Here is a 14,434-nt window from a genome sequence, read left to right on the forward strand (position 1 = left end):
CGGGCCCCGGCCCGCAGCCCGCCGGCCCCTCCGCCTCAGCGGGCGTCGTCCATGTTCCCGTGCCGTGCCTGCGCCGGGATCGGGCCCGCGCGGTCCAGCAGGCCCGTGCGGGCCGCGAGTGCCGCCGCCTCGAGGCGCGAGCCCACGCCCAGTTTCATCAGGACGCGCTGGACATGGGTGCGGGCCGTGGACGGGGCGATGCCCATGCCGGCCGCGATGAGCCGGGTGTCCTCGCCCTCGGCGACCCGCACCAGGACCTCCACCTCGCGGGGTGTGAGCATCTCGAGCAGCCGCTGACCCTCGTCGTCGGGCTGGGCGGCGGGGTTGAGCAGTTCGCTGAAGGCGCCCTGGAGCAACTGCGGGGCGACCGCCGCCTCACCCGCCCTCGCCTTCATGATCGCGCGCTCGACGCCCTCGATGCGCTCGTCATGGCGTACGTAGCCGGAGGCACCGGCGGCGAACGCGGCGGCGATCCCGCGCGGGTTCGGTACCGGGCCGAGCACCAGGACCGCCACCTGCGGGCGCTCCTTCTTGATCCTTACCACCGGGTCGAAGATCCCCGGCTCGGCCGGCGTCGCCGTGCCGATCAGGCACACCTCGGGTGCCCGTGTGATCACCAGCTCCGCCGCCCCCGCGGCGGGTGCGGCCGCGGCGAGCACCCGGTGCCCGCGCAGCTTCAAAGCCGAGGCCAACGCCTCGGCGAGCAGTCGGTGGTCGTCGACCACCATGAGCCGGACTCCCATCAGGCAACCCCCCAGTCCCCCCAAGCATCCCCACTGGTTCCCCGTGGATTAGGAGCCCCCCGGCTCTCCATCCCCCGGAAGCTACACGCTTGTTCGACGTTGCGCTTCCCCTACTGGCGAGAAGTGCACCGGAATATCGAAATCCCACCCAATAGGAAGTGATGCGGGGTACGCGTGCGGCCCCGGCCCTGAACAGGGACGGGGCCGCACACGGTGTTTCGGCCCGGACGAATCAATCCGGATGAACGATCACCGTGTTCTTTCGAAGATGATCACTTCTGTTTCACTCGAAAGGTGACGATTCACTTCGTTCCGAAGGCGATCGCGAGGTACGCCTTGTCCGTCGCGGAGGTCGGCTTGTTCGCGTAGACCTGGGACATGTACAGCCGGCCCGCGCCGTAGAGGATCTCGGCGTAGTCCGGGAGCATGCTCGACTCCGCGTCACGGGTGGACTGGGTCGCCGGGTTCTCCATCAGCTTCGACTCCTTGAAGGAGGTCCCGTCGATGGTGACGATCTGTCCGCCCTTGTCGTACGGCGGCCGCTTGTAGGCGAGGACGTTGGTGCCGTCCATGCGCAGCGGGGTGATGGTGTAGCCGTCCCCCGCGTCCGCGCGCTGGCCGGTCTGCTTGCCCGTGGCCAGGTCGAAGGCGACGATCTCGTTGGTCCGGCTGTAGTCGCCGGTGCCGTCGTGCTCCTCCGTCGGGATGTACAGCTTGTCGTTGCCGACGGCGATCCCGGAGCAGTACTCGATCCTGGTGATGCCGTCGCAGCGGGCCGCGTACGTCTTGCCCGGCGCCGAGATCTTCGACCGCAGCGTGCCGGTCTTGTTGTCGATGGAGAAGAAGTCCGAGATGCCGCTGCCGTCACCCGCGGAGTCGCCGACGTCGGCCGCCACGACCAGCGGGTCGGTGGAGACGACGCTGGCGTACTCGATGCCGGGCGACATCTTGTACTCGGAGATCACCTTCCCGGACTTCGGGTCGATGGTCTGGATGTGCAGCTGGCGCGTACTGCCGTACTCGCCGCACTTGCGGACCGCGACCAGCTTGGCGCCGCCGCCGTAGCCGGAGTCGTAGCAGCTGTCGCCCGTCTTCGGCGCCCACAGCGGCTTGCCGGTGGAGATGTCGAACGCACCGCCGCCACCCGTGCTGCCCGCGGCGACCGTGTTCCCGCTGACCGTCACATTCTCGAGGTTGATCGACTGGTCACCGGACTTGATCGTCCGGGTCCACAGTTTCACGCCCGCGTCGAGATCGATGGCGGCGAGCTGGGTGCAACCGTGCGAGGGCTGCGCCTTGGTGGGCATGGCCGGCTCGTAGATGATCGCCGAGCGGTCGGAGTCGGTGCTGTGCCGGCTGGCCTGGCAGACCGGACCGGGGAGCTTCAGCGTCCAGGTCTTGGCGCCGGTGGCCGGGTCGTAGCCGTTGATCTCGGCGTTGCCGGTCTTGGCGTACACCTTGTCGGTGAGCCAGGAGCCCGCCGTGGCGACGCTCGTGATGTCCTTGGGCACGGCCGGCGCGGGGATCTGGAACAGCAGCGAGGAAGCGGTGTTCGCCGGCACCTTCTCCTTGCCGTTGCTGCCCTTCTTGTCACCGCCCTTGTCGTCACCGCCCTTGCCGCCGGTGCCGCCGCTCGTTCCCCCGGCGTTGTGCTTGTCGCCCTTGCCCGACTGCGAGTACAGGACACCGACGCCGACGATCAGCGCGACGGCCACCACGGCGGCCACGATGATGAGCAGCTGGCTGTTGAGCTTGCGCCCGCCGCCACCTCCCTGCGGAGCCTGCGGCTGCGTCGGCATGGTCGGCGGCTGCGGGTAGCCGTACGGGGCCGGCTGGCCCGGGTAGCCGTAGCCCGGCTGGCCCGGGGGCGGCGTCTGCGGATAGCCGTACGGCTGCTGCGGGGACGCGGGCGGGGCCTGCTGGGGATAGCCGTAGCCCGGGCCGGCGGCGGCGGGCGGGGGCGTCTGGGGATAGCCGTAACCGGGGCCCGCGGCGGCGGGCGGCGGTGTGGGCGGGCCGAAACCGCCCGGGGGCGGGCCCTGCGGAGCACCGAAACCCTGCGGGGCGGGGTTCTGCGGGGCACCGAAGCCCTGCGGGGCCGGGTCCTGCGGGGCACCGAAGCCCTGCGGCGGCGGGTCCTGCGGGGCACCGAAACCGCCGGGCTCGGGGTTCTCCCCGCCCGGATTCTGCTGCGGACCCGGGGCGGGGTCCTGGGGGGCGCCGAAGCCCTTCGGGGGCTCGTTCGGCGGCGGGGGCGGCTGGCTCATGACGTGGATACCTCGGAATGCGTCGGGACGGCGGGCCTGCGCGCGTGCGGGGCGCGACGGAACGGGGCTGGGGCGTCGGTCACTTGCCGTAGGCCAGCATCAGCTTCTCCTTCGCCTGGTCATTGCCCGTCAGCCGGGTCGTGGAGATGTAGAAGCGTCCGTCCACGTAGTCGACGGCCTTCGAGTAGAAGCCGGACTCGATGTTCGCGGTGCCGTGCGGATTCTGGAGCAGCTTCACCGGCGTGTGGCCCCCGCCGCCCGTCGGGATCGACACGACACGGCCGCCTCCGTCGTACGACGCCTCGACATAGGCGATGAGGTGGGTGCCGTCCGTCTTCATCGGCATCATCGTCGCGTCCGCGGGGGACTTGACGCGCCACTTCTCCTTGCCGGTCGCGAGGCTGAACGCGACGATCTCGTTGGGGCCGCTCTTCGCCTCGGTCGGCAGATAGAGCGTGTCGGCGTCGGCGACGGCGCCGAAGCAGCCCGTCAGGTCGCGGTCGAGGATCGCGAAGCCGCACTCGGGCGCGAAGCCGTCGTCGCTCTTGAGCTGCGAGCGCACGGTGCCGTTGTCCTTCAGCACGGTGATGCTCACCGTCTTCTTCGCGTCGTTGGTCAGATAGAGCACGACCGGGTCCACGGAATAGGCACGGCCGACCCGCCAGCCCTTGGGGATCTTCGTCGTCCACCGGGCCTTGCCGGTGGCCGGGTCCAGTTCCTGCACCTCGTCGTGCTCGGTGCTGCTGCCGGCCCCGCAGGACGAGACGGCCAGCAGCTTGGAGCCGCCGGCGAATCCCGCCGGGTAGCAGCCGGCGCCGTACTTCTGCTTGTCCCACAGCTTCTTGCCGCTGCCGACGTCGTACGCCGTTCCCGACATCGAGCGGCCGACCGTCAGCGTCTTGCCGGTGATGGACAGTTCGACCGAGAGCGTGCTGTCGAACAGGGTGCCGTCCGCGACCGTCCCGCTCCAGCCCTTGGCGCCGGTGTTCAGGTCGATCTGCTGGAGCTGGTTGCACTTGGCGCTGCTGCCGGGGCCGCTCATGTAGGCGATGACGATCTTGTCGTCGGCCGTCTTCTGCCGGGTGGCCGCGCAGATCTTCTGCGGGAACGTCAGGGCGTCCCAGGCAGGCTTGCCGTCCGCCACGCCGAACGCGAAGAGCTGCTTGTACGCCGCCTTCACGGCCACCTTGGGGGTGATCCACATCCCGGGGGCGTCGGCGCCCGAACCGGGCGCGTCCGGTGCCGACTTGTACCAGAGGACCTTCGCCTCGCCCGCCTTGCGGCCGGCGTTCAGGTCGTCGCTCTCCTGGCCGCCGTCACCGCTGCCGTCACCGGGGTTGGCCGGAGCGTCCGAGACGGGCGCGGACGCGGAGGGGCTGTTGCCCGGGCTGTGCTGCGCGACGGGCTTCTTGCCGTCACCGCCGCCGGTGACGGCCCAGACGGTGCCGCCGACGACGAGCAGGCCCGCCACCGCGGCGGCGACGACGAGCGCGGGCTTCCCCTTGAACGGGTTCTTCGAGCCCCCGCCGGGACCGCCGGGCTGCGGGGCGCCGGGTGCGCCCGGGTAGGGCGCCTGCGGCGGATAGCCGTACCCCGGCTGCTGCGCGTACCCGTACGGTCCGGGCTGACCGTAGGGACCCGGCTGCTGCGGCTGTCCGTACGGGCCCTGCTGGGTGTAGGGGCCGGGCTGCTGCGGGTACCCGTAGCCCGGCTGCGGAGGCCCGACGGGCGGGGTGTTCCGGGGCGCGGGCGCCTGGGGCGGCTGCGCGGGAGGAGGAGGCGTGCCCTGCGGCGCGGGGGGCGTGTTCGGGGGCGCGCCCTGCGAACGCGGGTCCTGCGGAGCGGCCTGCGGCGCCCCCGGCGGCATGCCCGGTGGTGTTCCCTGGGACGTCCCCCGGGGTGCGCCGAAACCACCCTGCGACCGCGGGTCCGGCGAGGCGCCGGCACCACCCGTCGGCGGCTGGTCCTGCGGTGTTCCGAATCCGCCCTGCGGCGGTTGACTCGGCGGCTGACTCATCAGCGCGTCCCCCTCTTCACTGATGTGGCCCCCCACCGGCGGCGCCGGATTCGCGCCTCGTCCGATGGATCTCAGACTGTTCTCAGACCGCTCTTTCTATCACTTTGGGGGGCGCGGGCAGGGGGCCGGTGCGCGCCCTGTTCCCAAGGGAGGACCGGGCTGTGATGCCGCCGTTACGCGTCTTCACGGACCCTTCACGCCGGGCGCGCAAGGCGGGTTCGCCACCACGGATCCGCCGCCACCGGGAGCACTTTCGGCAACTCGGGGGCGCCTGGCGTCAATTGCGCGCCCGCGGCAGGGGTCGCGCACGCCGGACGAGTACGCCGGACGGGCGGCGCCTCCGCGTCCTGGGAGGCACCGCCCGTCCGTCGAGGGGCGGTTGCCCCTCCGTGTCCCGCGTCGGTCACGCGTCCGTCACGCGTCTTCCGCCAGCTCCAGCCAGCGCATTTCGAGCTCCTCGCGCTCCCCCGCCAACTCCCGCAGCTCCGCGTCGAGTTGGGCGACCTTTCCGAAGTCGGTCGCGTTGTCGGCGATCTGGGCGTGCAGCTTGGTCTCCTTCTCGGAGATCTTGTCCAACTGCCGCTCGATCTTCTGGAGTTCCTTCTTGGCGGCGCGGGCGTCGGCGGCCGAGGCGACCTTGCCCGGCGCCGGGGCGCCGGCGAGGACGGCGGCCGCGGCCACCTCCTCCATCTTCTTGCGCCGCTCCAGGTACTCGTCGATCCCGCGCGGGAGCATCCGCAGGGCGCCGTCGCCGAGGAGCGCGAACACGTTGTCCGTGGTGCGCTCGATGAAGAAGCGGTCGTGGGAGATCACGATCATGGAGCCGGGCCAGCCGTCGAGGAGGTCCTCGAGCTGGGTGAGGGTCTCGATGTCGAGGTCGTTCGTCGGCTCGTCGAGGAAGAGGACGTTGGGCTCGTCCATCAGCAGACGCAGGATCTGAAGCCGGCGGCGCTCACCACCGCTGAGGTCCCCGACCGGCGTCCACTGCTTCTCCTTGTTGAAGCCGAACGTCTCGCAGAGCTGCCCCGCGGTCATCTCGCGGCCCTTGCCGAGGTCGACGCGGTCGCGGACGGCCTGGACGGCCTGGAGCACACGCCAGTTCGGGTCGAGCTCGCTGACCTCCTGGGAGAGATAGGCGAGCTTGACGGTCTTGCCGGTGACGATCCGGCCGGCGGCGGGCTGCTTCTCGCCCTCGGTGCGGGCGGCCTCGGCCAGGGCCCGCAGCAGCGAGGTCTTGCCCGCGCCGTTGACGCCCACCAGGCCGACGCGGTCACCGGGGCCGAGCTGCCAGGTCAGGTGCTTGAGCAGCACCTTGGGCCCGGCCTGCACGGTCACGTCCTCCAGTTCGAAGACGGTCCTGCCGAGCCGGGAGTTGGCGAACTTCATCAGCTCGCTCTTGTCACGGGGCGGCGGCACGTCGGCGATCAGTTCGTTGGCGGCCTCGACGCGGAAGCGCGGCTTGGAGGTGCGGGCGGGGGCGCCGCGCCGCAGCCAGGCCAGCTCCTTGCGGACCAGGTTCTGCCGCTTGACCTCTTCGGTCGCGGCGATGCGCTCGCGCTCGGCCCGGGCGAACACGTAGTCGGTGTAGCCGCCCTCGTACTCGTAGACCGCGCCCTTCTGCACGTCCCACATCTGGGTGCAGACCTGATCGAGGAACCACCGGTCGTGGGTCACGCAGACGAGAGCGGAGCGGCGCTCGCGCAGGTGCTGGGCCAGCCAGGCGATGCCCTCGACGTCCAGGTGGTTGGTGGGCTCGTCGAGGATGATCAGGTCCTGCTCCTCGATGAGCAGCTTCGCCAGCGCGATGCGGCGGCGCTCACCGCCGGAGAGCGGGCCGATCACGGTGTCGAGTCCCTGCGGGAAGCCCGGCAGGTCGAGACCACCGAAGAGACCCGTCAGTACGTCCCTGATCTTGGCGTTCCCCGCCCACTCGTGGTCGGCCATGTCCCGGATGACCTCGTGGCGCACGGTGGCCGTGGGGTCGAGGGAGTCGTGCTGGGTGAGCACGCCGGTGTGCAGGCCGCCGGAGTGCGTGACCCGGCCGGTGTCGGCCTCCTCCAGCTTGGCGAGCATGCGGATCAGGGTGGTCTTGCCGTCGCCGTTGCGGCCGACCACGCCGATGCGGTCCCCCTCGCTGACGCCGAGGGAGACTCCGTCGAGCAGTGCACGGGTGCCGTACACCTTGCTGACGGACTCGACATTGACCAGGTTGACGGCCATTTCTCTCCTGAACAAGGGGGACGATCGACCCTCAAGGGTAGTCCGCGCGGCGGACGTCCCCCGCCCCGCGTTCTCCGTCCCCTCAGCCGAGCACGGTCGCTCCGGGCGCGGGGGACCGCGTGACGCGGACCGCCCGGCAGGTGCCCGAAGCCAGGAGCACCTGGCCGATGGCCCGCGCGGTCTCCGCGTCCGGCGCGAGGAAGGCCGTGGTCGGGCCCGACCCGGAGACGAGCTCGGCGAGCGCGCCGGCCGCCCGGCCCGCCGCGAGGGTCTCGGCCAAAGCGGGGAAGAGGGAGAGGGCCGCGGGCTGGAGGTCGTTGGAGACGGTGCGTGCGAGGGTGCCGGCGTCCCCCTTCGCCAGGGCGTCAAGCAGCTCCTGCGAGGCGACCGGCTCCGGGACGCGTACGCCCTCGTTCATCCGGTCGAACTCCCGGAAGACCGCCGGGGTCGACAGTCCGCGCTCGGCCATCGCGAACACCCAGTGGAAGGTGCCGCCGACCTCCAGCGGACGCAGCCGCTCGCCCCGTCCGGTGCCGAGCGCCGCCCCGCCCACCAGGGAGAACGGCACATCGCTGCCCAGCTCGGCGCAGATGTCGAGGAGTTCCTCGCGCGAGGCGTTCGTGCCCCACAGGGTGTCGCAGGCGAGCAGCGCGCCGGCGCCGTCCGCGCTGCCTCCGGCCATGCCTCCCGCGACGGGGATGTCCTTGTCGATGTGCACATGGACGGCGGGCTCGACGCCGTACCGGCGGGCGAGCTCCAGGGCGGCGCGGGCCGCGAGGTTCGTGCGGTCGAGGGGCACCTGGGCCGCGTCGGGGCCCGCACAGGTGACGCGCAGTTCGTCCGCCGGGGTGACCGTCACCTCGTCGTACAGGCCGACCGCGAGGAACACGTTGGCCAGGTCGTGGAAGCCGTCGGGGCGTGCGCCGCCGACCGCGAGCTGGACGTTGACCTTGGCAGGGACGCGTACCGTCACCGTCTGCGTCACGGCTGGGTCGACTCCTCGTTCTCGGTGGCGTTCCCGGAGGCGTTCCCTGTGGCGTCCCCGGTTCCGCCGTCTGCGGCGTCCGCGGTGCCGCTCTCCTCCGCGTCCTCGGCGGCGTACCGGCGGGCGCCCTTGAGCTCCCCGCCGTTCGCCTCCCCGCGGTTCTCCGCGATACGGACGAACTCCTCGACCGTCAGCGACTCCCCGCGGGCCTGCGGCGAGATCCCGGCGGCGACGAGCGCGGCCTCGGCGGCGGGGGCGGAGCCGGCCCACCCGGCGAGGGCGGCGCGCAGCGTCTTGCGGCGCTGCGCGAAGGCGGCGTCCACCGCGGCGAACACCTCTCGCTTCGTGGCCGTCGTGCTGATCGGCTCGGCGCGCCGGGTGAGCGCCACGAGACCGCTGTCGACGTTGGGCGCCGGCCAGAAGACGTTGCGGCCGATGGAGCCGGCCCGCTTGACCTCGGCGTACCAGTTCGCCTTCACGGACGGCACGCCGTACACCTTCGAGCCGGGCGCGGCGGCGAGCCGGTCGGCGACCTCCGCCTGGACCATCACGAGGGTGCGCTCGATGGTCGGGAAGGTGTCGAGCATGTGCAGCAGGACGGGCACGGCGACGTTGTACGGGAGGTTCGCGACCAGCGCGGTGGGCGGCGGGCCCGGCAGCTCCTTGACCAGCATGGCGTCCGAGTGCACCAGCGCGAACCGGTCGGCCCGCTCCGGCATGCGGGCCTCGACGGTCGCGGGGAGCGCGCTCGCGAGGACGTCGTCGATCTCGACGGCGACGACCCGGTCCGCCGTCTCCAGCAGGCCGAGCGTCAGCGAGCCGAGGCCGGGGCCCACCTCCACGACCACGTCGTCGGGCCGCACCTCCGCGGTCCGCACGATGCGGCGCACCGTGTTCGCGTCGATCACAAAGTTCTGGCCGCGCTGCTTGGTGGGCCGTACGCCGAGAACTGCCGCGAGTTCGCGGATCTCTGCGGGGCCCAGGAGTGCGTCGGAGGTGGGGCTGGTCACGAGCCAAGGGTACGGGGGGCCGGGCCCCGGCCGTGCAGCCGCGGCCCACGGTGGCGGAGTCGGCCGTGCAGAGGCGCCGCCATGGCGGCTTCAGCCGTGCAGTGCCCGCCCGCCATGGCGGAGTCAGCAGCGCGGTCCCCGCCCGCGGTGGCGGAGTCGGTCGAGCGGTCCCCGCCCGCCGTGGCGGCTTCAGCCGTTCGGCCCCGGCCCCGTTGTGGCGGCGTCGGGCGCTCGGTCCCGGCCCCGCCGTGGCCGCGTCAGCCGTGCAGCCGCGGCCCGCAGTGCGGCCAGGGAGTCGCCCCGCGGCGCACGTACAGCTTCTTGGCCCTGCGGGTCTGCTCCGCGGCCGGGGCGTCCTGAGGGCGCCCGGTGCCGCCCAGGGTGTGCCAGGTGTGGTTGTCGAACTGGTAGAGGCCGCCGTAGTTGCCGGACGGGTCGACGGCGCCGGGCCGGCCGCCGGACTCGCACGCGGCGAGGCTCCTCCAGTTCAGGTGGTCGGCGCCGCCGTGGGACGGGGGGTGCGGCTTCGTGCCGACCCTGACCATCCGGGTCTGCGGCTGCCGCACCACCTCGGACCGCACGAGCCGGGGTCTCTGCTTGACCCCGTTGACCGCGCGCAGGGTGTAGGTCAGGCGCCGCGCCCCGTACTGACCCGGATGCTCCACGACCTCGACCCCCTTGAGGAGCGAGGCGTCGTCGGCCCGCCGCACCGCGAACGGAATCCGTTCCTCGCGGACCTCCCTGGCCCCGGTGACGCGCAGGACGGTAACCGTCTGCCCGTCCCGGGGGAAGCTCCCGGCCGGCACGGAGGTCATGTCCTGCCCGTGCAGGGTGACCCCGGCCTCCTGGACGGCCTCCGCGACGCTCGCGGCATTGGTACGGATCGTCCGGGCCCGGCCGTCGGCCATGATCGTGACCGCGCGTTCGGTGCGTACGTCGAGGGCCAGCCCCTCGCGCCCGATGCGCCGGGAGCGCGAGGCCGACAGGTAGGCGCCCTCGGCGCGCACCCCCAGCTGGCTGAGCGCCCCTTCCACGGTGTGCGCCGTCGTCCACACCCGGCGCGGCTCCCCGTCGATGGTGAGGTGCACCGGGCGCCCGTAGCGCACCGCGACCTCGTCCCCGCCGGCCAGGGTGGTGCCGGGGGCCGGCGCCACCACGTCGTGCGGGCCCACCTTCACGCCTTCGTCGGCGAGCAGTTCCGTCACGTCGTCCGCGAAGGTGTGCAGGGTGCGGGGTCTGCCGTCGACGCTGAGCTCGATCGCCTTGTCACTGGCGACGAACGCGGAAGTGCCGCCGGCCAGGAAGGCCACCACCAGGGCCTGCGGGAGCAGTCGCCGCAGGGACTCCGGGCGGTCGGGAACCCGCCTGCGCCTGGCCGCGCGACGCGCCTCGGCCCGACCGGTGCCGTTCCCGGTGTTCGCGCCGGCCGGGGTGCCGGGCTGCGGACGGGAGAGGCTGGGCAGCCGGGGCTCGGTCGGCGCGTCCGGTGCCACCGGCACACCGCGCGTCCCGCGTACGCCGTACAGGGGGGCCGGGGGCGTGTCCGGTGCCGCGGGCGCGGCGAGGGGCATCTCGTGAAGCGGGAACCCGGACTCCGGGCCGACCGCGCCGTACGCCTCCCCGGGCCGGTACTCCGCGTGCCCGGAATACCCCTCGTGCCCCGAGAAGAACCCACGACCGGGGTACGCCGAATGACCGTCGCGGGGCTGGTGACCGGCGTGGTCCTGATGACCGGACTGCGGCTGGTGACCGGCGTAGGCCTGAGGACCGGCGTCAGGCTGAGGACCGGCATGGGGCCGGTGATCTCCGGCATGCCCCGGGTCACCGGCATGCTCCTGGTGACCGGCGTGGGGCTGGTGACCGGCGTAGGCCTGACCGGAGTCAGGCTCCGGACCGGCATAGGCCTGAGGACCGGCGTAGGCCTGGTGAGCGGCATAAGCCTGGTGGCCCGTGTCCGCCTGTGGTTCGTGGGTGCCGTACGTCCCGTGCCTCAGGTACTCCCCGTGACCGCGGAACTCTTCGTGACCGTGGTACGCCTCTTGGCCGCCGTACACCGCATGGCCGCCGTACACCGCATGGCCGCCGTACGCCTCGTGGCTGCCGTACGCCTCGTACCCGCCGTACCCCTCGTGGTCGGCCCGCGTCGCGCCGACCGCCCCTGGCTCGGCGACCGCGCCGAAAGCCCCGAAGGCTCCGGGTGCGCCGGGTGTGCCGGGTGCGCCGGGTGTGCCGAACTCCCCGACCGCTCCGGGCGCACCGACCGCTCCTGGTGGGGCGCCCGTGCCGAGCGGGGCCGTCGCGGTGGGCACACCGGCCACGGTGGGGGCGCCGGTGACGCCGATGACGACGGTGGTGGCTTCGGCGCCACCGGTCGGTCCGTACGTCTTGTACGGCTCGTAACGCGAGCTGCTCACGACGACACGCTCCAGGTTCCGGATCGGGCGACCAGAACCTAGCGGAGCGGTCGTCACTCTCCCAAGCAACGCGGCTACGCTGTGTCGCGACACTCGCTCGCCGAGGGCCCGGCCCGACCGGGGAAGAACCCCCAGGACCGTTACGGATCAGTAATCGAACGCGCGCGCGGTGTTGGCGGAGATCGAGGTCGCCAGGGTGTCCTCGTCGATCCCCCGCACCGCGGCCATGGCACGCACCGTGACCGGAATGAGATACGGCGCGTTGGGCCGTCCGCGGTACGGCGCCGGGGTCAGGAAGGGCGCGTCGGTCTCGACGAGGACGAGTTCGAGCGGGGCCACGGCCAGCGCGTCGCGCAGCGGCTGGGCGTTCTTGAAGGTCATGTTGCCGGCGAAGGACATGAAGTAGCCGGCACGGGCGCAGACCGCGGCCATGTCGGCGTCGCCCGAGTAGCAGTGGAAGACGGTCCGCTCCGGGGCGCCCTCCTCCGCGAGGACGCGCAGGACGTCGGCGTGGGCGTCGCGGTCGTGGATGACCAGGGCCTTGCCGTGCCGCTTGGCGATCTCGATGTGGGCGCGGAAGGAGCGCTCCTGCGCCTCCTTGCCCTCGGGCCCGGTGCGGAAGTGGTCGAGGCCGGTCTCGCCGACGCCCTTGACGTGCGGGAGGGCGGCGAGCCGGTCGATCTCCGCGAGCGCGTCGTCCAGCGCCGCGTCGCCGCCCGGCCTCCGGGCACCTTGCCGGGACCAGCCTCCCCCAGCCCCAGGGGGCTGGGAGGTGCCCCCAGGATCGCCGAGCACGATGCGGGGCGCCTCGTTGGGGTGCAGGGCGACGGTGGCGTGGACGGCGTCGTACGTGGCCGCGGTCTCGGCCGCCCAGCGCGAGCCCTTCACGTCGCAGCCGACCTGGACGACCGTCGTCACCCCGACCGACGCGGCCTTGGCGAGGGCGTCCCCGACCGTACCGGACTGCATGTCGAGATGGGTGTGCGAGTCGGCCACGGGAACGCGCAGGGGCTCGGGGAGCGGCGGTGCGGCGTTCTTGCCGGGGTCGGCGGAAGCGGAGGAAGGCATGCCCCGATCCTACGAAGGGGGCACGCCCGGCCTCACCTCGCGGGGAGCCGGGAGGCCGTCCTGTGGGTCCCGCGCACCGGGGTCAGCCCGCCCGGCGGTGCTGGAACGGGTGCAGCAGGTCCGAAAGATGCCAGTGGTGCGGCTCCTTCGGGGTGTCGGAGGCCCCGGCCTGCGTCTCCCCCTCCGGGCCGTCCTCGGGCTGCCGCGGTACCGGACGGCGGTGGTGTTGCGTCATGGAGCGCATGGATTCACGGACGGAGGACACCTGACCGGCGCGCATGATGCGCACCACGTGACTGTCGCAGTTCAGGCAGGTGGGCCGGCTGAGAGGCGACGGCACGACCTCGCCGCTCGCCACGTACATCACGAACTCGGCACCCTCCGAGTCACGGTGGTGCTCGATCGCGTAGGACTGTTCCCAGCCGTGCCCGCAGCGCATGCAGGCGAATGAATACGATTCGTGAACGACGGCCGTCGCCGTGCCGCGATGCCTGGTCTGTTCGGTGACCTGCCCAGCGGCGATACCGCCGGTCCGTCCTGTGGTCTCACTCATGCCAGCTCCTCTTGTCCGCTGGACAAGCACCTCCGTCGACGGAATTCCCCCTGAATTCCATCGATACGCCGGAGGCGAGGGACGGGTACGTCCCTTCGTCCAGTGGACGCTTCTCGCGGCGCGAACGCATCCGGCCTGTCGAGTGTTGGAGTCGTCTTGGCCTTTCCTTGTCGGAACGCTCCTGTTACGCGACCTGATCTTTGCTTTCCACGATAGTCCTTTGCCCTTCTATGGGCCGCTTCGTTCGGCATTCTTTGCCGCTACGACCGCATCGAAGACGTCCCGCTTGGGAATTCCCGCTTCGGCGGCGACGGCGGCGATGGCCTCCTTGCGCCGCTCCCCCGCCTCCTCGCGCACCTGCACCCTGCGCACCAGCTCGGCGGCGTCCAGTTCCTCGGCGCCCTTCTCGGGGGCGCCCTCGACGACGACGGTGATCTCGCCGCGGACACCCTCGGCGGCCCAGGCGGCCAGCTCGCCCAGCGGGCCGCGCTTGATCTCCTCGTACGTCTTGGTCAGTTCGCGGCAGACGGCGGCGCGCCGCTGGGTGCCGAAGACCTCGGCCATGGCGGCGAGGGTGTCGTCGAGCCGGTGGGGCGCCTCGAAGTAGACGAGCGTCCGGCGCTCCTCGGCGACCTCCCCCAGCCGCGACAGACGCTCGCCGGCCTTCCTGGGCAGGAAGCCCTCGAAGCAGAAGCGGTCGACGGGCAGTCCGGACAACGCGAGCGCGGTGAGCACGGCGGACGGTCCTGGTACGGCGGTGACCTTGATGTCCTTCTCGACCGCGGCCGCGACCAGCCGGTAGCCGGGGTCCGACACGGACGGCATGCCGGCGTCGGTCACGAGCAGGACCCGTGCCCCGCCGACGAGCGCCTCGACGAGTTCCGGGGTCCTGGCGGCCTCGTTGCCCTCGAAGTACGACACGATCCGCCCCGTCGGCTGGACCCCGAGGGCCTGGGTGAGCCGTCGCAGCCTGCGGGTGTCCTCCGCTGCGACGACATCGGCCCTGGTCAGTTCCGTGGCGAGCCGTGGCGGCGCGTCGGAGATGTCGCCGATGGGGGTGCCTGCCAACACAAGGATTCCTGTCACGGTTCCATCCTCGCAGGGGTGCGGCCCGGCAAGCTCATCCGACCGGAAGGGGGCATGCACGGGACTCCCAC

Annotated in this window: 10 protein-coding genes; all 10 read right to left on the reverse strand. The window is 72.2% G+C overall.

What is annotated here, in order from left to right:
- Positions 1-35 precede the first annotated feature (35 nt).
- The 10 genes from ABZV42_RS00695 to rsmI all read right to left on the reverse strand — a co-directional run bounded on the left by ABZV42_RS00695 (position 36) and on the right by rsmI (position 14,363).
- Positions 36-743, reverse strand: coding sequence for a response regulator transcription factor (locus tag ABZV42_RS00695; RefSeq protein WP_355982174.1), 708 nt, complete (start codon positions 741-743; stop codon positions 36-38).
- A gap of 302 nt (positions 744-1,045) precedes the next feature.
- Positions 1,046-3,010: a PQQ-binding-like beta-propeller repeat protein gene (locus tag ABZV42_RS00700; protein WP_356050556.1), complete on the reverse strand. Its 1,965-nt coding sequence runs from the start codon at positions 3,008-3,010 to the stop codon at positions 1,046-1,048.
- A gap of 79 nt (positions 3,011-3,089) precedes the next feature.
- Positions 3,090-5,027 carry a PQQ-binding-like beta-propeller repeat protein gene (locus ABZV42_RS00705; RefSeq protein ID WP_355982170.1) on the reverse strand — a complete coding sequence of 646 codons (1,938 nt, stop codon included), beginning with the start codon at positions 5,025-5,027 and terminating at the stop codon, positions 3,090-3,092.
- Positions 5,028-5,441: 414 nt separating this feature from the next.
- A complete protein-coding gene (locus ABZV42_RS00710; RefSeq protein ID WP_355982168.1) occupies positions 5,442-7,247 on the reverse strand; it encodes an ABC-F family ATP-binding cassette domain-containing protein in 1,806 nt (601 codons plus the stop codon).
- 82 nt (positions 7,248-7,329) lie between these two features.
- On the reverse strand, positions 7,330-8,232 hold the full coding sequence (locus ABZV42_RS00715; RefSeq protein WP_356050557.1) for a 4-(cytidine 5'-diphospho)-2-C-methyl-D-erythritol kinase: 903 nt from the start codon (positions 8,230-8,232) through the stop codon (positions 7,330-7,332).
- Positions 8,229-9,242 carry a 16S rRNA (adenine(1518)-N(6)/adenine(1519)-N(6))-dimethyltransferase RsmA gene (rsmA, locus tag ABZV42_RS00720; protein WP_356050558.1) on the reverse strand — a complete coding sequence of 338 codons (1,014 nt, stop codon included), beginning with the start codon at positions 9,240-9,242 and terminating at the stop codon, positions 8,229-8,231. The genes ABZV42_RS00715 and rsmA overlap by 4 nt, the downstream gene beginning before the upstream one ends.
- 257 nt (positions 9,243-9,499) lie before the next feature.
- Complete coding sequence (locus ABZV42_RS00725) at positions 9,500-10,813, reverse strand: ubiquitin-like domain-containing protein (RefSeq protein WP_355982331.1); 1,314 nt, start codon at positions 10,811-10,813, stop codon at positions 9,500-9,502.
- Between the two features lie 990 nt (positions 10,814-11,803).
- Entirely contained in the window at positions 11,804-12,724 is a 921-nt protein-coding gene (locus ABZV42_RS00730) for a TatD family hydrolase (RefSeq protein WP_356050559.1), read from the reverse strand.
- 82 nt (positions 12,725-12,806) lie between these two features.
- Positions 12,807-13,277, reverse strand: coding sequence for a hypothetical protein (locus ABZV42_RS00735; RefSeq protein ID WP_356050560.1), 471 nt, complete (start codon positions 13,275-13,277; stop codon positions 12,807-12,809).
- A gap of 228 nt (positions 13,278-13,505) precedes the next feature.
- Positions 13,506-14,363 (reverse strand): 16S rRNA (cytidine(1402)-2'-O)-methyltransferase, encoded by an 858-nt coding sequence (rsmI, locus tag ABZV42_RS00740; RefSeq protein WP_356050561.1) that lies wholly within the window; start codon positions 14,361-14,363, stop codon positions 13,506-13,508.
- Positions 14,364-14,434: the final 71 nt, after the last annotated feature.

Source organism: Streptomyces sp. NPDC005281 (genome assembly GCF_040607495.1).
Taxonomy (GTDB): Bacteria; Actinomycetota; Actinomycetes; order Streptomycetales; family Streptomycetaceae; genus Streptomyces.